Annotated in this window: 14 protein-coding genes; 11 read left to right on the top strand and 3 right to left on the bottom strand. The window is 70.0% G+C overall.

Going from position 1 to position 21,575, the window contains the following annotated elements; all coding sequences use genetic code 11:
• Positions 1 to 165: 165 nt before the first annotated feature.
• Together OG730_RS11630 and OG730_RS11625 are read left to right on the top strand one after the other, a co-directional pair.
• Positions 166 to 1,773, top strand: a complete 1,608-nt coding sequence (locus OG730_RS11630) for an RNA polymerase sigma factor (RefSeq protein WP_327304180.1) — start codon at positions 166 to 168, stop codon at positions 1,771 to 1,773.
• A gap of 168 nt (positions 1,774 to 1,941) precedes the next feature.
• Complete coding sequence (locus tag OG730_RS11625; protein ID WP_327304179.1) at positions 1,942 to 2,901, top strand: S1 family peptidase; 960 nt, start codon at positions 1,942 to 1,944, stop codon at positions 2,899 to 2,901.
• A gap of 130 nt (positions 2,902 to 3,031) precedes the next feature.
• On the opposite strand, the gene OG730_RS11620 is transcribed toward OG730_RS11625, so the two are convergent.
• Positions 3,032 to 3,268, bottom strand: a complete 237-nt coding sequence (locus tag OG730_RS11620; protein WP_112449103.1) for a DUF7455 domain-containing protein — start codon at positions 3,266 to 3,268, stop codon at positions 3,032 to 3,034.
• 447 nt (positions 3,269 to 3,715) lie between these two features.
• Here OG730_RS11620 and OG730_RS11615 point away from each other — a divergent pair, with 447 nt between their 5' ends.
• The 3 genes from OG730_RS11615 (at position 3,716) to OG730_RS11605 (ending at position 8,160) form a co-directional block, all read left to right on the top strand.
• Positions 3,716 to 5,836: a DNA gyrase/topoisomerase IV subunit B gene (locus OG730_RS11615; RefSeq protein ID WP_327304178.1), complete on the top strand. Its 2,121-nt coding sequence runs from the start codon at positions 3,716 to 3,718 to the stop codon at positions 5,834 to 5,836.
• A 186-nt stretch (positions 5,837 to 6,022) separates the two neighbouring features.
• The gene (locus OG730_RS11610) at positions 6,023 to 6,571 is read left to right on the top strand and encodes a DUF485 domain-containing protein (RefSeq protein WP_327304177.1); all 549 of its coding nucleotides are present in this window, start codon (positions 6,023 to 6,025) and stop codon (positions 6,569 to 6,571) included.
• Positions 6,568 to 8,160, top strand: a complete 1,593-nt coding sequence (locus OG730_RS11605) for a monocarboxylic acid transporter (RefSeq protein WP_327304176.1) — start codon at positions 6,568 to 6,570, stop codon at positions 8,158 to 8,160. The genes OG730_RS11610 and OG730_RS11605 overlap by 4 nt, the downstream gene beginning before the upstream one ends.
• A gap of 86 nt (positions 8,161 to 8,246) precedes the next feature.
• Here the strand turns inward: OG730_RS11605 and OG730_RS11600 are convergent, their stop codons facing one another.
• Together OG730_RS11600 and OG730_RS11595 are read right to left on the bottom strand one after the other, a co-directional pair.
• Positions 8,247 to 8,990, bottom strand: coding sequence for a response regulator (locus OG730_RS11600; protein ID WP_327304175.1), 744 nt, complete (start codon positions 8,988 to 8,990; stop codon positions 8,247 to 8,249).
• Positions 8,987 to 10,597: a sensor histidine kinase gene (locus OG730_RS11595; protein ID WP_327304174.1), complete on the bottom strand. Its 1,611-nt coding sequence runs from the start codon at positions 10,595 to 10,597 to the stop codon at positions 8,987 to 8,989. The genes OG730_RS11600 and OG730_RS11595 overlap by 4 nt, the downstream gene beginning before the upstream one ends.
• Before the next feature lie 239 nt (positions 10,598 to 10,836).
• Here OG730_RS11595 and OG730_RS11590 point away from each other — a divergent pair, with 239 nt between their 5' ends.
• The 6 genes from OG730_RS11590 (at position 10,837) to OG730_RS11565 (ending at position 21,572) form a co-directional block, all read left to right on the top strand.
• On the top strand, positions 10,837 to 15,129 hold the full coding sequence (locus tag OG730_RS11590; RefSeq protein ID WP_327304173.1) for a discoidin domain-containing protein: 4,293 nt from the start codon (positions 10,837 to 10,839) through the stop codon (positions 15,127 to 15,129).
• Between the two features lie 206 nt (positions 15,130 to 15,335).
• The gene (locus OG730_RS11585; protein WP_327304172.1) at positions 15,336 to 16,355 is read left to right on the top strand and encodes a LacI family DNA-binding transcriptional regulator; all 1,020 of its coding nucleotides are present in this window, start codon (positions 15,336 to 15,338) and stop codon (positions 16,353 to 16,355) included.
• A gap of 234 nt (positions 16,356 to 16,589) precedes the next feature.
• On the top strand, positions 16,590 to 17,990 hold the full coding sequence (locus tag OG730_RS11580) for an ABC transporter substrate-binding protein (RefSeq protein ID WP_327304171.1): 1,401 nt from the start codon (positions 16,590 to 16,592) through the stop codon (positions 17,988 to 17,990).
• A gap of 120 nt (positions 17,991 to 18,110) precedes the next feature.
• Positions 18,111 to 19,019, top strand: a complete 909-nt coding sequence (locus tag OG730_RS11575) for a carbohydrate ABC transporter permease (RefSeq protein WP_327304170.1) — start codon at positions 18,111 to 18,113, stop codon at positions 19,017 to 19,019.
• Between the two features lie 15 nt (positions 19,020 to 19,034).
• Positions 19,035 to 19,910, top strand: coding sequence for a carbohydrate ABC transporter permease (locus OG730_RS11570; RefSeq protein ID WP_327304169.1), 876 nt, complete (start codon positions 19,035 to 19,037; stop codon positions 19,908 to 19,910).
• A gap of 54 nt (positions 19,911 to 19,964) precedes the next feature.
• Positions 19,965 to 21,572 (top strand): glycoside hydrolase family 13 protein, encoded by a 1,608-nt coding sequence (locus OG730_RS11565; protein WP_327304168.1) that lies wholly within the window; start codon positions 19,965 to 19,967, stop codon positions 21,570 to 21,572.
• The last annotated feature ends 3 nt before the right edge of the window (positions 21,573 to 21,575 follow it).

Genomic DNA, 21,575 nt, shown 5'->3' with positions numbered 1-21,575 from the left:
ACCTAAGAGGTGATGGCCGACGGAGGGAAGACAGCAGCCCTTGGGGGTGCTGTGCAGCTCCCCGGTCCCTGCCCGCGCCCCCGGCCCATCCCCAGTCGGTGGTCGTCGGCTCCGGTCCAGCACCACCAGGCCGGGGTCGGAAGCCGTTTCCATCGTTCCGAGAGGTTGTTCGTGTCGGCCAGCACATCCCGTACGCTCCCGCCGGAGATCGCCGATTCCGAGTCTGTGATGGCGCTCATCGAGCGGGGCAAGGCCGAGGGGCAGATCGCCGGCGATGACGTGCGTCGGGCCTTCGAGGCTGACCAGATTCCTGCGACCCAGTGGAAGAATGTTCTGCGCAGCCTCAACCAGATCCTTGAGGAAGAGGGTGTGACGCTGATGGTCAGTGCCGCGGAGTCGCCCAAGCGCACCACCCGCAAGAGCGTCGCAGCGAAGAGCCCCGTCAAGCGGACGGCCACCGAGCCCGTCGCCAAGAAGGCCGCGACCGGGCCGGCGGCAGCGCCCGCCGCCGCCGCACCGGACGCGGTGGCCGGGACGGCCGAACCGGATCCCGCGCAGGTGGAAACCGGCGTCGACGCCCTCGCGGAGGGGATCGCGACCGAGCCCGCCGCCAAGAAGACGGCTGCGAAGAAGACGGCGGCGAAGAAGGCCGCGCCCGCCAAGAAGACGGCGGCGAAGAAGACGGCGGCCAAGAAGACCACCGCCAAGAAGGACGCCGACGCAGGCGACGAAGAGACCACGGAAGAGGGTCCCGGAGCCGCCAAGGCCGAGTCCGAGGACGAGGAGGAAGGCGCCGAGAGCAAGGGCTTCGTCATCTCGGACGACGAGGACGACGCCCCGGCCCAGCAGGTCGCCGTCGCCGGTGCCACCGCCGACCCCGTCAAGGACTACCTCAAGCAGATCGGCAAGGTTCCCCTCCTCAACGCCGAGCAGGAGGTCGAGCTCGCCAAGCGCATCGAGGCCGGCCTCTTCGGCGAGGACAAGCTCGCCAACTCCGACAAGCTGGCGCCCAAGCTCAAGCGCGAGCTGGAGATCATCGCCGAGGACGGCCGCCGGGCCAAGAACCACCTGCTGGAGGCCAACCTCCGCCTCGTGGTCTCCCTCGCCAAGCGCTACACCGGCCGCGGCATGCTCTTCCTGGACCTGATCCAGGAGGGCAACCTGGGTCTGATCCGCGCCGTGGAGAAGTTCGACTACACCAAGGGCTACAAGTTCTCCACGTACGCCACCTGGTGGATCCGGCAGGCGATCACCCGGGCCATGGCCGACCAGGCCCGCACCATCCGCATCCCGGTGCACATGGTGGAGGTCATCAACAAGCTGGCCCGCGTCCAGCGCCAGATGCTCCAGGACCTGGGCCGCGAGCCCACCCCGGAGGAGCTGGCCAAGGAACTCGACATGACCCCCGAGAAGGTCATCGAGGTCCAGAAGTACGGCCGCGAGCCGATCTCCCTGCACACCCCGCTCGGCGAGGACGGCGACAGCGAGTTCGGCGACCTCATCGAGGACTCCGAGGCGGTCGTCCCGGCCGACGCCGTGAGCTTCACGCTCTTGCAGGAACAGCTGCACTCGGTCCTCGACACGCTGAGCGAGCGCGAGGCGGGCGTGGTCTCCATGCGCTTCGGCCTCACGGACGGCCAGCCCAAGACGCTCGACGAGATCGGCAAGGTCTACGGGGTCACCCGTGAGCGCATCCGCCAGATCGAGTCGAAGACCATGTCGAAGCTCCGCCACCCGTCCCGGTCCCAGGTGCTTCGCGATTACCTCGACTGATCCAGCCTGATCCGGCTTGATCCGGCTTGATCCGGACCGATCCCGCCGGATCCGCCCGGCGCGGCGAGGGGCTCGCCGCAGGTCGTCGCCGGTGGCCGCGCGGGTGCGCACGGCCACCGGGCGTCCCACTCTGAGTGGAGTCATGCACACTCGGAGTCAGGAGGCCTCATGCGTCGTCCCTTTGCCCGTGTCCTGGCGGGAGCGCTGACCCTGGCGGCGGGAGCGGCGGCGGCGCCGCTCTCCCAGGCGCCGCGAGCGGCCGCGGACAGCGTGGTGATCGGCGGGAAGCCGGTGAAGGTGGCCGATGCCCCGTGGGTCGTGGCCCTCGCCAGCCGTGACCGGTTCGGGGGTACGCGAGGCGGCCAGTTCTGCGGGGGCGTCCTCGTGACCCCCACCAAGGTGGTGACCGCGGCCCACTGCCTGGGGCGTCAGGTGCTGGGAGGTCCGGTCGACTCCGTCCGCGATTTCCGGGTGATCACCGGGCGTACGGAGCTGCGCGCGAGCGAGGGCCGGGAGATCGCGGTGCGTTCCGCCCGGGTGAACCCGGCGTACGACGCGGGCAGCAATGCCGGCGACCTGGCCGTCCTGGAGCTGGCCGAGGCCGTGTCCGCACAGCACGTGCTGCCGATGGCCGACCTCGGGCATCCGGCCTACGGCGCCGGTACCGAGGCCGCCGTGTACGGCTGGGGCGACACGAGTGGCTTCGGCGACTACGCCTACGGGCTGCGGGCCGCCAGGGTGACGGTGCTGGCGGACGAGGTGTGCGGGCGGGCCTACCCGGGAGACGCCGACGGTCAGTACCGGGCCGACTCCATGCTGTGCGCGGGGGACCGCGAGGGCGGCAAGGACGCCTGCCAGGGGGACAGCGGCGGTCCGCTGGTGGCCCAGGGGAGGCTGATCGGCCTGGTGTCCTGGGGGCGCGGCTGCGGGCGGGCGGACAGCCCGGGGGTGTACACGCGGATCGCACCGCTCATCGGCTTCGTCACCGAGCCCGTCAGCGGCTCGGAGGCGCCCCGGGGGGAGCTAGGGCGTCCTGGTGGTCGCGGAGTCCTGCGGATGGACGTACGCCCCGCCCAGGGGCCCGGGAGGGGCCTCGCGGCGGGGGACCTGCCCGCACTGAAGCGCTGAGCCCCGTCCGGACGTGAGGCCGAAGCCCGTCCGGACATGAGGACGGGCGGTCCCTCTGGGTCGCAGAGGTACCGCCCGTCGACCGGCATCGCCGGTCCTGGCTCGTCGGATGCGAGGTGTAGGCCTTGTGTCAGCGGTCCTCGGGTTCGGCGGCACTGGCCGCCGGAGCGGACGTAAGCCGCTCGGTCTCATCCTGTATTTCCGCGGCGATCTTCTTGAGTTCCGGCTCGAACTTGCGTCCGTGGTGGGCGCAGAAGAGCAGTTCACCGCCGCTCAGCAGGACGACGCGCAGATATGCCTGGGCGCCGCAGCGGTCGCATCGGTCAGCGGCCGTCAGCGGGGTCGCGGGTGTCAGAACAGTAGTCACGTCGCCTCTTCTCTAGCTCGACGAGCTGTCGTACCAGGGTCAACATCCAACCAGGCCGAAAACGTTCCCGCTCGCGGCTTTTCCTCGAAACTTCCTTCCGAAGCTGGCCGGCTGTTGCCGGTTGGCGGCGAAGGAACCGTATTGCGTTGCTTTACGGTTTCGCGTTGTCAGGTCGTTCGCTTGTCGCGGTTCTGCCCTCTCCCGGCTGAGTGCCGGATGTTGATGAGGACGTGCCCGAACACTAAATGGTTCATGCGCGGAAGGGAACGTGATGTTTGCTTCACCCTCACGGGGGATCGAACAGGCGTACGGATCTGCACTAGGCTGGTGAAGGGGCTGGGATGGCGTTGCATCGGCTCTACCAGGCCTCGGTACCCTTCCAACGGCAACCGAGCCACCACTGCGCCCGACCGGGCCAGAAAAAGAATTCAGCGAGGAGCGAACTGCGTGACCGCCGACACGTCCGTGCCTTCCAGCGCACTGCTGACCGGAGCAGACCGGGACGGCTCCAACTACACCGCGCGGCACCTGCTCGTCCTCGAGGGCCTCGAGGCCGTCCGCAAGCGCCCCGGCATGTATATCGGCTCCACCGACAGCCGGGGCCTCATGCACTGCCTCTGGGAGATCATCGACAATTCCGTCGATGAGGCCCTGGGCGGCTACTGCGACCACATCGAGGTGATCCTCCACGAGGACTCCTCCGTGGAGGTCCGCGACAACGGCCGCGGCATCCCCGTGGACGTCGAGCCCAAGACCGGCCTCTCCGGCGTCGAGGTCGTCATGACCAAGCTGCACGCCGGCGGCAAGTTCGGCGGCGGGTCGTACGCGGCCTCCGGCGGCCTGCACGGCGTCGGCGCCTCCGTCGTCAACGCCCTCTCGGCGCGTCTGGACGTGGAGGTCGACCGGGGCAGCGCCACGCAGGCCATCAGCTTCCGCCGCGGCGTCCCCGGCATGTTCACCGAGCAGGGCCCCGACAGCCCCTTCGACCCCGCCAACGGCCTGCGCAAGGGCAAGCGGATCGCCAAGGGCAAGACGGGCACCCGGATCCGCTACTGGGCCGACCGGCAGATCTTCCTCAAGGACGCCAAGCTCACGCTGGACACGCTCTACCAGCGCGCCCGCCAGACGGCCTTCCTCGTACCCGGCCTGACCATCGTGGTCCGCGACGAGCGGGCCCTGGAAGGGGCCGGGAAGACCGAGGAGACCTTCCGCTTCGACGGGGGCATCAGCGAGTTCTGCGAGTACCTCGCGCAGGACAAGGCGGCCTGCGACATCCTGCGCCTGACCGGCACGGGGATCTTCAAGGAGACCGTCCCGGTCCTCGACGACCGCGGCCACATGACCCCCACCGAGGTCACCCGCGAGCTCGGTGTGGACATCGCCCTGCGCTGGGGCACGGGGTACGAGACGAACGTGAAGTCGTTCGTGAACATCATCGCCACCCCCAAGGGCGGCACCCACATCTCCGGCTTCGAGCGCTCGGTCACCAAGACCGTGAACGAGGTGCTGCGCTCCGCGAAGCTGCTGCGCGTCGCCGAGGACGACGTGGTCAAGGACGACGCGATGGAGGGCATGACGGCGGTCGTCACCGTCCGCCTCGCCGAGCCGCAGTTCGAGGGCCAGACCAAGGAGGTGCTCGGCACCTCGGCGGCCACCCGGATCGTCGCGGCCGTCGTCGCCAAGGAGCTCAAGGCCTTCCTGACCTCCACCAAACGGGACGACAAGCAGCAGGCGCGCTCCGTGATGGAGAAGATCGTCGCGGCCGCCCGGACCCGGATCGCGGCCCGCCAGCACAAGGAGGCGCAGCGTCGCAAGACCGCGCTGGAGTCCTCCTCGCTGCCCGCCAAGCTGGCCGACTGCCGCAGCGACGACGTGGAGCGCAGCGAGCTCTTCATCGTCGAGGGGGACTCGGCTCTGGGTACGGCCAAGCTCGCCCGGAACTCCGAGTTCCAGGCGCTGCTGCCCATCCGGGGCAAGATCCTCAACGTCCAGAAGTCCTCGGTCTCGGACATGCTCAAGAACGCCGAGTGCGGGGCGATCATCCAGGTCATAGGAGCCGGCTCGGGCCGGACCTTCGACATCGACGCCGCCCGGTACGGGAAGATCGTCCTGCTCGTGGACGCCGATGTGGACGGCGCGCACATCCGCTGCCTGCTGCTCACGCTCTTCCAGCGCTACATGCGCCCGATGGTGGAGGCGGGCCGGGTCTTCGCCGCCGTGCCGCCGCTGCACCGGATCGAGCTCGTCCAGCCGAAGAAGGGCCAGGACAAGTACGTCTACACGTACTCGGACAACGAGCTGCGCCAGACCCTTCTGGAGTACCAGCGCAAGAACATCCGGTACAAGGACTCGATCCAGCGCTACAAGGGCCTCGGCGAGATGGATGCCGATCAGCTGGCGGAGACCACCATGGATCCCCGTTTCCGCACCCTGCGCCGGATCAACATCGGCGACCTGGACTCGGCCGAGTCGGTCTTCGACCTGCTCATGGGCAACGAGGTGGCCCCGCGCAAGGAGTTCATCACCAGCTCCGCGGCCACCCTGGACCGCTCGCGGATCGACGCCTGACCGGCCCCGGGGGCCGTCCGGGCCACCGGCGGACCTCCGGTGGCACCTCCGGGGCACTGGCACACCCGCGCTCTTCGCTCCATCACCTGATGGAGTGAAGAGCACCGGGACACCAGTCCGGAAACCGTCCCTCCCGCACATCCTTGTGGGCACGCGGCCACTGCGGCGGCGGACAAGGAGAGTTCGGTGGACAAGCACGAAGGTCGTGATGCCGGAACGATCCGGCTGGACGACCCCTGGTACGACGCGCTGGCCGTCGGTTGGGGCGAGGGCGACGGTGCCGGCGTAGGCGAGGGGCCCGGTGGAGCGGCGGGCGGCGGAGCGGAAACGTCACCGCCGAACTCCTCCCCGGGTGGCGCGCCCGCGCGCGCCGCCTCCGACATCTACCTCGAAGTGCAGCGCAGCGCGGCCTTCCAGGAGGTGCGCGGCCGCTACCGGAGGTTCGTCGTCCCCGCGACCGCAGGCTTCTTCCTCTGGTACGTCGCCTACGTGATCGCCGCCACCACGGCGCCGGAGATGATGGCCCGGCCCGTGTTCGGGTCCGTCAACGTGGCCCTGCTCGCGGGCCTGGGGCAGTTCCTCAGCACCTTCCTGCTGACCTGGGCCTACGCCCGTCACGCCCGGCTGCGGCGCGACCGCGCGGCGCTGGACCTGCGCTGGACGGTCTTCGAGCAGGAGCAGGTCCGCCGGGCGGACGCCGGGGAGCGCACCCGGGGACGGGGGGCGGGCCGGTGACCACCGAGCACCAGACCCTGGCGCTGCTCCTGTTCAGCGTCTTCATCGCCGTCACCCTCGGCATCACCACCTGGGTGAGCCGCAACCGGCACGGTTCGGCGGAGGAGTTCTACGCGGGCGGGCGGCTGTTCTCCCCGATGGAGAACGGTTTCGCCATCGCCGGCGACTACATGTCCGCCGCTTCCTTCCTCGGCATCTCCGGCCTCATCGCCCTCTTCGGCTACGACGGCCTGCTGTACTCGGTGGGCTTCCTCGTCGCCTGGCTGGTCGTGCTGTTCCTCGTCGCCGAACTCGTCCGTAACTGCGGCCGGTTCACCCTCGCCGACGTGGTCGTCGCGCGGATGAAGGAACGGCCGGTGCGGATCGCGGCCGGGACCTCCTCGGTGGTGGTCTCCGTGCTGTACCTCGTCGCGCAGATGGTCGGCGCCGGCAGCCTCGTGGGCCTGCTGCTCTCCGATTCGGGCCGGGCCGCACGGACGCTGACGGTCATCGGGGTCGGCGCGCTCATGGTGATCTACGTGTCCTTCGGCGGCATGCGGGCCACCACCTGGATCCAGATCGTCAAGGCCGTGCTGCTGATGGGCGGGGCGATCACCCTGACGGTGCTCGTGCTCCTGCGCTTCCACGGGAACTTCGACCAGCTCCTCAGCACCGCCGCCGAGCGCAGCGGGCACGGCGACCGGTTCCTGGGCCCCGGGCTCAAGTACGGCGGCGACTGGACGGCCCGCTTCGACTTCATGAGCCTCGGGCTCGCCCTGGTCCTGGGGACGGCCGGGCTGCCGCACATCCTGTCCCGCTTCTACACGGTGCCCACGGCGCGGGCGGCCCGCCGGTCGGTGGTGTGGGCGATCGGGCTGATCGGCGGCTTCTACCTGATGACCATCGTGCTCGGTTTCGGCGCGGCGGCGCTGCTCGGGCCGCAGGAGGTCAGGGCCTCCAACGCCTCGGGAAACACGGCGGTTCCGCTGCTCGCGGCCTTCCTGGGCGGCGGGGCCGACTCGACGGGCGGGGCGGTGCTGTTCGCCTTCGTGGCGGCCATCGCCTTCGCGACCATCCTCGCGGTGGTCGCGGGGATCACCCTCGCCTCGTCGGCCTCCGTCGCGCACGACCTGTACGCCTCGCTCAAGCGCCGCCACGCCCGCCAGCGCAGCGAGGTGGCGGTGGCCAGGACGGCGGCGGTCGGGATCGGGGCGGTGGCGATCGCGCTGGGTCTGCTCGCCCAGGACCTGAACGTGGCCTTCCTCGTGGGTCTGGCCTTCGCGGTGGCGGCCTCGGCGAACCTGCCGGTGCTCCTGTATTCGCTGTTCTGGCGCGGCTTCACCACGCGGGGTGCCGTCTGGTCGGTGTACGGGGGGCTGCTCCCGGCCGTACTGCTGGTGGCCCTGTCCCCGGTGGTCTCGGGCAGCCCCGAATCCCTCTTCCCGGGCGTGGACTTCCAGTTCTTCCCGCTCCAGAACCCGGGCATCGTGTCCATTCCGCTGGGCTTCCTGGCGGGTTGGCTGGGCACCGTGACCTCGGCGGAGGAGCCGGACGAGCGGCGGCACGCGGAGACCGAGGTCCGCGCGCTGACGGGGGCCGGGGCGGTGTAGGGCCGGCGCGGCGGGGGAGCGGGATCGGCCGGGAGGCCGGCTGATCGGACGGTCGGCCGGGCGGGCGGTCGGCCGGCCGGGCGGTGTCAGCCGGTCGTGGGCGGACGCCAGGCGTATCGGTGCTCAGGGCGGCCCGTCTCGCCGTACCGCAGGGCGAGGACGACGCGGCCGGCGCGGTCGAGGAGCTTGAGGTAGCGCTGGGCGGTCTGGCGGCTGATGCCCGCGCGGTCGGCGATCTGCTGGGTGGAGAGCGGGCCTTCGGCCGCGCGCAGGATGCCGCGGACCAGGTCGGCGGTGGTGGGGGAGTGGCCCTTGGGGAGATCGCTCGGGGCGTCGGCGCCGGCCGCGGCGAGGGCCCCGAAGATCCGGTCCACCTCCGACTGTTCGGCCTCGCCGCCGGTGTCCAGGGTGCGGCGCAGGGCCGCGTAGGCCTCCAGACGGGTGCGCAGGCCCGCGAAGGTGAAGGGTTTGACCAGGTACTGGAGGGCGCCGAGGCGCATGGCGGCCTGGACGGTGGCCAGGTCGCGGGCGGCGGTCACCATGATCACGTCGGTGCGGTGGCCGCGTTCGCGCAGGCGCCGGACCAGGTCGAGGCCGTTCTCGTCGGGGAGGTAGTGGTCGAGGAGGATCAGGTCCACGGGGCGGGAGTCGAGGAGCGCCAGTGCCTCCGCCGCAGAATGGGCCTGGGCCGCGACGCGGAAGCCGGGGACCTTGGCCACGTAGGCCGCGTTGATCCGGGCGACGCGCAGATCGTCGTCGACGACCAGCACGTCGAAGGCGCCGGCTGCCCCGGATGCCCCGGCTGCCCCGGGTCGGCCGGCATCGCTCATCGCAGGGCCTCCGGGAGCACGACGGAGAATTCCGCCCCTCCGCCGGTCGCCTCGCCGGCCCGGACCGTGCCGCCCTGCCGTTCGGCCAGGCGCCGCACCAGGGCGAGGCCGAGCCCGCGTCCGCGGTGGGCGCCGCCGGCCTGGGGCTTCTTGGTCGACCAGCCCTCGGTGAAGATCTCCTCGCGGCGTGCCACCGGGACGCCGGGGCCGCTGTCGCGGACCCGCAGGACCGCGGTGCGGCCGTCCGCCCGGATGTCGACCTCGACCAGCGGCGCGGCCGAGCCGACCGCGGCGTCCAGCGCGTTGTCGACCAGGTTGCCGAGGATGGTGACCAGGCCCCCCGGGTCGACGAGACGGTCGGGCAGCAGGGCGGAATCGGCCAGCCGCAGGGGTACGCCGCGTTCCGCCGCGACCGTGGCCTTGCCCATCAGCAGGGCGGCGAGGAGGGGGTCGTGCACCTTCTCGGTGACCTGCTCGGCGGTGCTGCGGTGCACGCCGACCACCTCCGTGACGAACTCCACGGCTTCCTCGTACAGGCCCAGCTCCAGGAGTCCGAGGAGGGTGTGGAGCCGGTTGGCGTGTTCGTGGTCCTGAGCGCGCAGGGCGTCGATCAGGCCCTTGGTGGAGTCGAGCTCGCGGCCCAGGTGCTCCAGCTCGGTGCGGTCGCGCAGGGTGGCCACGGCTCCGCCGTCCTCGGTGGGCATCCGGTTGGCGACCAGCACCCGGGGGCCCTGCACGGTGAGCAGGTCGCGGCCGGTGACCCGGCCGGTGAGGACGTCGGTGGTGCGGCCCGTGCCGAGCACCTCGTCCAGAGCGCGCCCCGCTACGGCGCCGGCGGCCTCGGGGGCGAGGCCGAGGAGCCGGGCCGCCTCGTCGTTGACCAGCCGGATCCGGCCGGTCCGGTCGAGGGCGATCACACCTTCCCGGATGGAGTGCAGCATCGCCTCGCGTTCGGCGAGCAGGCCCGCGATATCGGAGAAGGCCAGGTCGCGGGTCTGCCGGTGGATCCTGCGCGAGAGCAGGTAGGCGGCGAGGGCGCCCGCGGCCAGGGCGCCGCCCGCGTACGCGAGCAGGCCCGGGATGGCGCCGAGCAGGCGGCCCTGGACGCTGTCGTAGGCGATGCCGACCGAGACGGCGCCGACGACCTCGCCGTCGGCGGCGAGCAGGGGGACCTTGCCGCGCGCGGAGCGGCCCAGGGTGCCGTCGTCGATCTCCATGACCTGGCGGCCGGCCAGCACGTCGCGGGGGTCGGTGGAGACGGGCCGCCCGATGCGGTCGGGGCTCGGGTGCGAGCGGCGGATGCCGTCCAGGTCCATGACCACCACGTACTCGGCGCCCGTGGCCGAGCGGATCCGTTCCGCGGAGGCCTGTACGGGGCTGTCGGGCGAGGGCGCCGAGCCGAGGAGGCCGGCGGCCAGGGAGGGGTCGGCCGCGGCGCTCTGGGCGATGGCCAGGGCGCGCCGCATGGCCTGGTCGTCGAGCTGCGCGCTCAGCGGGGCCAGGAAGAGGCCGGTGGCCAGGGCGAGGACCCCGGCGGCGATCGCCAGCTGGGTCAGCAGGATCTGCGAGGCGGCCCGTCTGGGCAGCCCGAGGCGCCGAGCGCTCATGTGGAGGAACCGCGGGGACTGCATGAGTACGAACGGTAGGGCGATTCGGACGTAAGTGGAATGTGGCTCTCTCACGCAAATGACTTGCGTTATTTGCGCCCAGCTTGCGCAAGCGATGACGGTATGAAAGTGCGGTCAGAGATGTAGACGACTCGCCAAAGCTCTGCAACTCTCGCACCGCACGCCGCAAATTCCTATCTCCCATGGTTCAGAAAGTTCATGTCGAGGGACGAGGACATATGAGAAGGCACAACTGGAGATGGCGGACCCTGGCCGCCTTGATCAGTACGGCCCTGCTGATGCTGGGCTGGCCCGCCCTGACCGCCGTGGCCGCCGGCGGACCGAGCGTCTCGGCCGGCAGGCCCGCCGCCGCGAGCAGTACCAACGGCGCCTACACCGCCGCCAACGTCACCGACGGCAACCAGTCCTCGTACTGGGAGAGCGCCGGCAGCACCTTCCCGCAATGGGTGCAGACCGACCTCGGAGCCACCACCCGCGTCGACCAGGTGGTGCTCAAGCTCCCCGCCACCTGGGAGAGCCGCAACCAGACCCTGTCCGTCCAGGGCAGCGCCGACGGCACCAGCTTCAGCACCCTCGTGAGCTCGGCGACCCACACCTTCGGCCAGGGCGCCGGAAACGTGGTCACCATCGGCTTCCCGGCCACCCAGGCCCGGTACGTGCGGATCGACATCACCGCCAACACCGGCTGGCAGGCCGCCCAGCTCTCCGAGCTGGAGGTCCGCGCCCCCGGTGAGTCCGGGACCAACCTGGCCCTCGGCAAGACGCTCACCGCGAGCAGCAACACCCAGGTCTACGTGCCGGGCAACGCCAACGACGGCAACGCCGCCAGCTACTGGGAGAGCGTCAACAACGCCATGCCCCAGTGGCTCCAGGCCGACCTCGGCTCCTCCGTCCGCGTGGACCGGGTGGTCCTCAAGCTCCCCGAGAACTGGGGCGCCCGCACCCAGACCCTCAAGATCCAGGGCAGCGCCAACGGCACGGACTACCTCGACCTGACGGCGTCCAAGGGGTACGACTTCAGCCCCGCCGGCGGCAACACGGTGAGCATCACCTTCGACGCCACCACCACCCGCTACGTACGGGTGTGGATAGCGTCCAACTCCGTACAGCCCGGCGGGCAGCTCTCCGAGCTGGAGATCTACGGCCCGACGACCGGCGACACCCAGGCCCCGACGGCCCCGACGGCGCTCGCCTACACCGAGCCCGCCACGGGCCAGATCAAGCTGACCTGGACCGCCGCCACCGACAACACGGGCGTCACCGGGTACGACGTCTACGCCAACAACCAACTGCGCACCAGCGTCGCGGGCAACGTCACCACCTACACCGACACCCAGCCGGCCTCCGCGAGCGTGACCTACTACGTCCGGGCCAAGGACGCGGCCGGCAACCAGTCGGGGAACAGCAACAGCGTCACCCGCGCCGGCGACACCGGTGACACCCAGGCCCCGACCATCCCGGGCGCCCTGACCTTCACCGAGCCGGCCGCCGGGCAGATCAAGCTGGCCTGGCAGGCCTCCACCGACAACACCGGTGTCACCGGCTACGAGGTGTTCGCCAACAACGTCCTGCTCACCACGGTCGCGGGCAACGTCACCACCTACACGGACGCCCAGCCGGCCACCGCCACGGTGAGCTACTTCGTGCGGGCCAAGGACGCGGCGGGCAACCGCTCCGGCGACAGCAACTCCGTGACGCGCAACGGAAGCGGCGGTACGGGCGGCTCCAACCTGGCCGTCGGCAAGCCCATCGAGGGCTCCTCCGTGATCCACACCTTCGTCGCGGAGAACGCCAACGACAACAGCACCTCCACCTACTGGGAGGGCGCCGGCGGTGCCTACCCGAGCACCCTGACCGTCAAGCTCGGCGCCAACGCCGACGTCGACCGCCTGGTCCTCAAGCTCAACCCGGACAGCAGCTGGGGCACCCGCACCCAGAACATCCAGGTGCTCGGCCGCGAGCAGAGCGCCTCGGGCGTCACCGGCCTGGTGGCCGCCAAGGACTACGTCTTCAACCCGGCCTCCGGCTCCAACACCGTCACCATCCCGGTCGGCGCCCGGATCGCGGACGTGCAGCTGCGCTTCACCTCCAACACCGGGTCCTCCAACGGTCAGATCGCCGAGTTCCAGGTCATGGGGGTCGCGGCGCCCAACCCGGACCTCCAGGTCACCGCGGTGAGCGCCAGCCCGGCCGCCCCGGTCGAGTCGGACTCCGTCACCCTGTCCGCCACCGTCAAGAACACCGGCCCGGCCCCGGCGCCGGCGACCTCCGTCTCCTTCCAGCTCGGCGGTTCGAAGATCGCCTCCGCCAACGTGCCCGCGCTGGCCGCCGGGGCCTCGGCCACCGTCACGGCCGCCATCGGACCGCGCGACGCGGGCAGCTACCCGCTGAGCGCGATCGTCGACGAGGCGAACACGGTCGTAGAGCAGAACGACACCAACAACAGCCTCACCGGCTCCCCGCTGGTGGTCCGCCCGGTCGACAGTTCCGACCTGGTGGCCTCCTCCGTCGGGTGGTCGCCGAGCGCCCCGTCCGCCGGTCAGTCCGTGGGCTTCTCCGTCACGGTCAAGAACCAGGGCACCGTGGCCGCCGCGGCGGGCACCCACGGCGTCACCCTCACGCTGCAGGACGCGGGCGGCGCGACCATCCGTACGCTGAGCGGATCCTTCAGCGGCGCGCTCGCGGCCGGTGCCTCCTCGGCGCCGATCGCGCTCGGCAACTGGACCGCGGCCAACGGCAAGTACACCGTCAAGGTGGTCCTCGCCGACGATGCCAACGAACTGCCGGTCAAGCGCGCCAACAACACGTCCAGCAAGCCCTTCTTCGTCGGCCGCGGGGCGAACATGCCCTTCGACACCTACGAGGCCGAGGACGGCGTCGTCGGTGGCGGAGCCAACGTGGTCGGCCCCAACCGGACCGTCGGCGACATCGCGGGCGAGGCCTCGGGCCGCAAGGCCGTGAACCTGGACGCGACGGGCGAGTACGTCGAGTTCACCACCCGCGCCGCGACCAACACCCTGGTCACCCGCTTCTCCATCCCGGACGCCCCGGGCGGCGGCGGCATCGACTCCACCATCAACGTCTACGTCAACGGCGCCTTGAAGAAGGCCCTGCCGCTGACCTCGAAGTACGCCTGGCTCTACGGAGCCGAGGCCGGACCGGGTAATGCCCCGAGCGCCGGTGCCCCGCGGCACATCTACGACGAGGCGAACATCCTCCTCGGCGAGACCGTCCCGGCGGGCAGCAAGATCCGCCTCCAGAAGGACACGGCGAACACCACCACCTACGCGATCGACTTCGTGAGCCTGGAACAGGCCACGGTGATCGCCAACCCCGACCCGGCGACCTACACGGTGCCCGCCGGCTTCACCCACCAGGACGTGCAGAACGCCCTGGACAAGGTCCGCATGGACACCACGGGCAAGCTCGTGGGCGTCTACCTGCCGCCGGGCGACTACGACACGGCGAGCAAGTTCCAGGTGTACGGCAAGGCCGTGCAGGTCGTCGGCGCCGGACCGTGGTTCACCCGCTTCCACGCCCCGTCCTCGCAGGACAACACCGACAACGGCTGGCGCGCGGAGGGCACCGCGAAGGGTTCGTCCTTCACGGGGTTCGCCTACTTCGGCAACTACACCTCGCGCATCGACGGTCCGGGCAAGGTCTTCGACTTCGCCAACGTGACCGACATGACCATCGACAACGTCTGGAACGAACACCAGGTGTGCCTCTACTGGGGCGCCAACACCGACCGGATCACGATCAAGAACTCGCGGATCCGCGACACCTTCGCCGACGGCATCAACATGACCAACGGCAGCACGGACAACCTCGTGGCCAACATCGAGGCCCGTTCCACGGGTGACGACAGCTTCGCGCTGTTCTCCGCCATCGACGCGGGCGGCGCGGACATGAAGAACAACGTCTACGAGAACCTGAGCGCCATCCTGACCTGGCGCGCGGCCGGTGTCGCCGTCTACGGCGGCTTCAACAACACCTTCCGCAACATCTACATCGCCGACATCCTCGTCTACTCGGGCATCACCATCAGCTCGCTGGACTTCGGGTATCCGATGAACGGATTCGGGACCGACCCGACGCTCTTCGAGAACATCTCGATCGTCCGGGCCGGAGGCCATTTCTGGGGGGCGCAGACCTTCCCCGGAATCTGGATCTTCTCGGCTTCCAAGGTGTTCCAGGGAATCCGCATCAACAACGTCGACATCGTCGATCCGACCTACAGCGGAATCATGTTCCAGACGCAGTACGTCGGCGGCCAGCCGGTCAATCCCATCAAGGACACCATCCTGAAGGACATCACCATCACGGGGGCGAAGAAGAGCGGGGACGCCTTCGACGCCAAGTCCGGATTCGGTCTCTGGGCGAACGAGATGCCCGAGGCGGGACAAGGACCGGCGGTGGGTGAGGTCACCATCCAGAACCTGAGGATGAGCGACAACGCCGTGGACGTGCGCAACACGACCTCGACGTTCAAGATCAACCAGTTGCCGTAGCGGGCGGCCGATCCAGGGCGCAGAGGGCGGCGGGGCATCCCTTCGGGGTGCCCCGCCGCTCGCCCGTGCGCTTGCCCGTGTGCTCGCCGCCCAGGCGCCGGCCGAGGTCGGTGGGACACGGGGGGTTCCGCGCCGGTTTCCGATGGGCCAAACTGGCCGTAATCGAACTGCAAGGAACTTGCATTGTTTGCGCTACTCTTGCGCTCATGACGCGACGACTTGCTCAAGTGGCGAAGAAGGTGGGGGTCAGCGAGGCAACGGTCAGCCGGGTGCTCAACGGCAAGCCGGGCGTCTCGGACGCGACCCGCCAGTCCGTGCTCACCGCCCTGGACGTCCTCGGCTACGAGCGCCCCACCCAGCTGCGCGGCGAACGGGCCCGGCTGGTCGGCCTGGTCCTGCCGGAACTCCAGAACCCGATCTTCCCTGCCTTCGCCGAGGTGATCGGCGGGGCGCTGGCCCAGCAGGGGCTGACCCCGGTGCTCTGCACGCAGACCACCGGAGGGGTCTCCGAGGCGGATTACGTCGAGCTCCTGCTCCAGCAGCAGGTGTCCGGCGTGGTCTTCGCCGGCGGGCTCTTCGCGCAGGCCGACGCCCCGCACGAGCACTACCGGCTGCTCCACGACCGCAAGGTCCCGGTGGTGCTGATCAACGCTTCGATAGAGGACCTCGGCTTCCCGTGCGTCTCCTGCGACGACGCCGTCGCGGTCGAACAGGCCTGGCGGCACTTGGCCTCCCTCGGTCACGAGCGCATCGGGCTGGTGCTGGGCCCGCCCGACCACATCCCCTCCCTGCGCAAGCTGGTGGCCGCCCAGGCGGTCGCGGCGGCGGCCGGTACGGAGCTGCCCGCCGCGCACGTGGAACGGGCGCTGTTCTCCCTGGAGGGCGGCCACGCGGCCACCTCGAGGCTGCTGGACCGCGGGGTGACCGGCATCATCTGCGCGAGCGACCCGCTGGCCCTCGGGGCCATCAGGGCGGCCCGCCGGCGCGGCCTGGACGTGCCCGGCGAGGTCTCCGTCGTCGGGTACGACGACTCGGCCTTCATGAACTGCACCGAGCCCCCGCTGACCACCGTCCGGCAGCCCATCGAGGCCATGGGCAGGGCCGCCGTGGAGCTGCTCACCGCACAGATCCAGGGGGCCGCCGTACAGCCCGGAGAGCTGCTCTTCGAGCCCGAGCTCGTCGTGCGCGGCTCCACCGCGCAGGTTCCGCGCCCCCGTCCGGCGTAACGCCCCGCAGAGCTCCACCGAGTTCAACCCCCGGCCGCAGGGCCCCGCAACGTCTCGCTGACGTTCTGGGGCCCTGTTTTGCGTTCTCGCTCGGGGTAGTCCGGCGTCCTGCTGCCAATGTCTTGCGAAATCTGCGCGAGATATTGCGTTCATCTGTCGGTGGTGGTTGAGTGTGCCGCGCTCGCCTCCTTACACGCCCCACGCCTCCTGCTCGATGCTCGAAGGGGACCACCGATGAGAACCAACATCCGCCGCACCACCGCGACCGCCCTCGTCTCGGCGCTCGCCGTCACCGCCCTCGCGGCCTGCGGCACGAGCAGCGACGGAGACGACCCCAAGGAGCAGCCGTCCGGCGGTTCCTCGGACGTTTCCGCACCGCTCGACCCCAAGACCAAGGTCACCATCTCCATGGACTGCATGCCGCCCGCCGCGAAGAAGGCGGAGCTCAAGCAGTGGAAGGAGGACGTGGCGGAGTTCAACAAGACCTACCCGAACGTCACGATCGAAGGCCGCTCCACCCCCGGCCAGTGCCTGGAGCCCCCGCGGTTCACCGCGATGCTCAAGGCCAAGTCGCAGCCGGACGTCTTCTACGCCTACTTCACGGACCTCAAGCAGGTCCTCGACAACGACGGCGCCGAGGACATCTCCGCGTACGTCACGGCCAAGACGGTTCCGGGCATCGACGACATCGACAAGAACGTCGTCAACACCCTGAAGCAGGACGGCAAGCTCTACGGCCTGCCCACCAGCAACTACACGATGGGCCTGCTGATCAACCGCAAGCTCTTCACGCAGGCGGGCCTCAACCCCGACCAGCCCCCGCGCACCTGGGACGAGGTCCGCGCGGCCGCCAAGAAGATCGCGGCGCTCGGCAACGGCACCGCCGGCTACGGCGAGTACAGCGTCGAGAACACCGGCGGCTGGCACTTCACGGCCGCCATGTACGGCCTGGGCGGCGACGTCGTCGGAGCCGACGGCAAGGCGGCCTTCAACAACGCGACCGGCAAGCAGGTCGTCGACAACCTCAAGGCCATGCGCTGGGAAGACGACAGCATGGGCAAGACCCAGCTGCTCAAGTGGGGTGACCTGCAGAAGCAGATGGCCTCGGACAAGCTCGGCATGTTCCTCGCCGCGCCCGACGACATCACCTACATGGTCCAGCAGCTCGCCGGCAAGTACGAGAACTTCGGCATGGGCCCGATCCCCGGCGGCGCCGCGACGCTGGCCGGCGGCAACGGCTACATGATCAAGAAGGGCAGCTCGCCGGACAAGATCAAGGCGGCCATCGCCTGGCTGAACTTCAAGACGCTCGCGGTCGGCAAGGGGCAGTTCCAGTACGACCGTTCCAAGACCGACGGCCTGCCGGTCGGGCTTCCGCAGCCCGCCTTCTTCACCGGTGCCAGCAAGGCCAAGGACGACGAGCTGAAGGCCGCCAGCGCCACCATGCCGGTCGTCAACTTCAAGTCCTTCCTGGACAACCCGGTAGCCGGCAAGGCCGAGCCGGCGAAGGCCCAGGAGGTCTACAAGGTCCTCGACAAGGTGATGTCGGGGGTCCTGACCAACAAGGACGCCGATTCGGCGCAGCTCCTCGCGGAGGCCGAGAAGGCCGTCAACCAGGTGCTGGCCAACCAGTAGCGGTCCCGGGGCGCGTGTCCCGGCCGGGGGAGGTCCGGGCGGCCTCCCCGGCCCGGACCCGCCCGCAGGCCCCGTACCCCAGCAAACCGATGGCGACGACCCACCAAGGAGCGAGCGGCGATGTCGGCTCCCACCCTGCCCGGTACCTCTCGTGAGGAATTCCTCCGGGCGTTCAAGCGGAACCTCTCGGCCCACGGCTTTCTGATCGGCGCCGTCCTCTGCTTCTCCTTCTTCTCCTGGTACCCGATGGTCCGGGAGTTCCTGCTGGCCTTCCAGAAGACCGAGGGCGGAGCCGTCCACTGGGTCGGCTGGGACAATTTCCGCTACGTCTTCAACGACCCGACGTTCTGGCAGGCCTGGCGCAACACCCTCCTCTTCAGCGGGCTCGCGCTGGTACTCGGCTTCGCCGTGCCGTTCGTGGTCTCGATCGTGCTCAACGAATTCCGGCACGCGCAGGGTTACTTGCGCCTGCTGGTCTACCTCCCGGTGATGATGCCGCCGGTGGCCTCGATCCTGCTCTTCAAGTACTTCTACGATCCCGGTTACGGGGTCTTCAACAGGATTCTGGAATTCCTGCACCTGCCGGCGCAAGACTGGCTGCAATCCACCGATACGGCGATGCTCTCCGTCGTCATCGCTTCCACATGGATGAACATGGGCGGCGCGACCCTGATCTACCTGGCAGCCCTCCAGGGCATCCCCGGAGAGCTCTACGAAGCGGCTGAGCTCGACGGAGCCGGGGTGCTGCGCAAGATCTGGTACGTCACGATCCCGCAGACCAAGCTCATCCTCTCGCTCATGCTGCTCATGCAGATCATCGCGACGATGCAGGTGTTCGTCGAGCCGTTCATGCTCACGGGCGGAGCCGGCCCCGAGGGGTCGACGACCACCGTCGTCGTCCTCATCTACCAGTACGCGTTCAGTTTCAACCAGTACGGCGGCGCCGCGGCCCTGGGCCTGTGCCTGCTCGTCCTGCTCGCCGGCTTCTCCGCCGTGTACGTCCGGCTGAGCCGCGACAACGAGAACTGACGGGAGCACCCTCACATGTCAGAGCGCACGCTCATATCGCCGGCCCAGCTCGGCCGTCCCCGGGGCAAGGCCGTCTACTGGACCGTCCTGGCCCTGGTGGTGATCGGCTTCACGGTCGTCTTCCTCGGGCCCCTCTACTGGATGGTCGTCAACGGCCTCAAATCCACGGCGGAGTTCACCCAGGTCCCGCCGACCGTGGTGCCGGACTCCCTGCACCCCGACAACTACTCGGCGGCCTGGGAGGTCATGGACCTCGCCAAGCTGCTGTTCAACACCCTCTACTACGCGTTCGGCGCCCTGGCCTTCCAGCTCGTCCTCGACGTGGCCGCGGCCTACTCGCTGTCCAAGCTCCGGCCGGTCTTCGGCAAGGCCGTCCTCGGCATGATGCTGGCCACGTTGATGATCCCGGCCACCGTCCTCGTCGTACCGCAGTACCTCACGGTCCTGGACATGCCGCTCATCCAGCGGAACCTGCTCAACACGCCCTGGGTGATCTGGCTGCCCTCGGTCACGAACGCCTTCAACATCTTCCTTCTGAAACGATTCTTCGACTCCATCCCGGGCGAGATCCTCGACGCCGCGTCCATCGACGGCGCCTCCTCCCTGCGCACCCTTCGCTCCGTGGTCCTGCCGATGTCCCGGCCGATCCTCGGCGTCGTGTCGATCTTCGCCATCGTCGGGGTCTGGAAAGACTTCCTCTGGCCCATGCTCACCCTCCCCGACCCGGCCCTGCAGACGCTCAACGTCGGCATCTACTCGCTCTCCCGGGGAGTGCCCGAGAACCATCTCGTCGCCGCACTCGCGATGGCCTCGGCGCCCACGCTCATCATCTTCCTGATCTTCCAGCGCAACATCATGAGCGGCCTGACGGCGGGCTCCCTCAAGGGGTGAGCACCACCCCGCACCGCCGCCGTGCCCGGTCGCCCCCCGTGAAAGGACCCCTCCGTGGCTGACTTTCCCCTGCCCGAAAACGCCGCCGACTGGTGGCGCTCGGCCGCCATCTACCAGGTGTACGTACGGAGCTTCGCCGACGGCGACGGGGACGGCACCGGTGACCTCGCGGGCGTCCGGGCCCGCCTCCCCTACCTCTCCGAACTGGGCGTCGACGCCCTGTGGTTCACCCCCTGGTACCTCTCCCCGCTCGCCGACGGCGGCTACGACGTCGCCGACTACCGCACCATCGACCCCGCCTTCGGCACCCTCGCCGAAGCCGAGAAGCTCATCGCCGAGGCCCGCGAACTGGGCATCCGCACCATTGTCGACATCGTCCCGAACCACGTGTCCGACCAGCACGCCTGGTTCAAGGCCGCCCTCGCCGCCGGCCCCGGCAGTCCCGAGCGGGAGCTCTTCCACTTCCGCCCGGGCCGCGGGGAGCACGGCGAACTGCCGCCGGGGGACTGGCCCTCGCAGTTCAACGGCGCCGCCACCTGGACGCGGGTACCGGACGGGGAGTGGTACCTGCACCTCTTCACGCCCGAGCAGCCCGACCTCAACTGGGACCATCCCGCCGTCCGCCGGGAACACGAGGAAGTGCTGCGGTTCTGGTTCGAGCGCGGAGTGTCCGGCGTACGGATCGACTCCGCGGCCCTGCTCGCCAAGGACCCGGCCCTGCCCGACCTGGCCGGCCGCTCGCCCGAGCCGTGGCCCGGCGAGGTGCACCCGTACATCGACCGCGACGACCTGCACACCATCTACCGCTCGTGGCGGGCCATCGCCGACGAGTACGGGGGCATCTTCGTGGGCGAGGTGTGGCTGCCGGACTCCGAGCGGTTCGCCCGCTACCTGCGCCCCGACGAACTGCACACCGCCTTCAACTTCTCCTTCCTCAGCTGCCCGTGGGACGCCGGCCGGCTGCGCACCTCCATCGAGGAGACCCTGGCCGAGCACGCCCCCGTCGGAGCCCCGGCCACCTGGGTGCTGTGCAACCACGACGTGACCCGCACGGTCACCCGCTACGGGCGCGCCGACACCGGCTTCGACTTCGCCACCAAGGCCTTCGGGACCCCCGCCGACCTGGCCCTCGGTACTCGCCGGGCCCGCGCCGCCGCGCTGCTGAGCCTCGCCCTGCCCGGCGCCGTCTACGTCTACCAGGGCGAGGAACTCGGGCTTCCCGAGGCCGACATCCCCCTCGGCCGGATCCAGGACCCCATGCACTTCCGGTCCGGCGGCACCGACCCCGGCCGGGACGGGTGCCGGGTCCCGCTGCCGTGGACCGCCGAGCCCTGGAACGAGCCCTGGCTGCCCCAGCCCGCGGACTGGCCGGCGTACGCCGCGGACCGCCAGGCCGGGGACCCGGACTCGATGCTCACCCTCTACCGGACGGCACTGGGCCTGCGCCGGGACGCGGCCGGCTTCGGCGGCGGATCGCTGGAGTGGCTGCCCGCGCCGGCCGGAGTGCTCGCCTTCGCCCGCCCCGACGGGCTGGTCTGCGTGGCCAACCTGTCCCCGGAGCCGGTCCCGCTGCCGGCCCACACGAGCCTCCTGCTGAGCAGCTCCGCCCTGGGTGCGGACGGGCTGCTCGGTCAGGACGCGGCGGTCTGGCTGCGGACCTGACGC

This window comes from Streptomyces sp. NBC_01298 (assembly GCF_035978755.1).
Taxonomy (GTDB): Bacteria; Actinomycetota; Actinomycetes; order Streptomycetales; family Streptomycetaceae; genus Streptomyces.
The sequence above is the reverse complement of the archived record's forward strand: the minus strand, read 5'-3'. Positions and strand labels throughout refer to the sequence as shown.

What these genes read in the sequence shown, in the direction of transcription:
- OG730_RS11570 (WP_327304169.1), top strand. Translation starts at nt 19,035, where the DNA reads ATGTCAGAGCGCACGCTCATATCGCCGGCCCAGCTCGGCCGTCCCCGG.
- OG730_RS11625 (WP_327304179.1), top strand. Translation starts at nt 1,942, where the DNA reads ATGCGTCGTCCCTTTGCCCGTGTCCTGGCGGGAGCGCTGACCCTGGCG.
- OG730_RS11585 (WP_327304172.1), top strand. Translation starts at nt 15,336, where the DNA reads ATGACGCGACGACTTGCTCAAGTGGCGAAGAAGGTGGGGGTCAGCGAG.
- OG730_RS11600 (WP_327304175.1), bottom strand. Translation starts at nt 8,990, where the DNA reads ATGAGCGATGCCGGCCGACCCGGGGCAGCCGGGGCATCCGGGGCAGCC.
- OG730_RS11595 (WP_327304174.1), bottom strand. Translation starts at nt 10,597, where the DNA reads ATGAGCGCTCGGCGCCTCGGGCTGCCCAGACGGGCCGCCTCGCAGATC.
- OG730_RS11575 (WP_327304170.1), top strand. Translation starts at nt 18,111, where the DNA reads ATGTCGGCTCCCACCCTGCCCGGTACCTCTCGTGAGGAATTCCTCCGG.
- OG730_RS11580 (WP_327304171.1), top strand. Translation starts at nt 16,590, where the DNA reads ATGAGAACCAACATCCGCCGCACCACCGCGACCGCCCTCGTCTCGGCG.
- OG730_RS11590 (WP_327304173.1), top strand. Translation starts at nt 10,837, where the DNA reads ATGAGAAGGCACAACTGGAGATGGCGGACCCTGGCCGCCTTGATCAGT.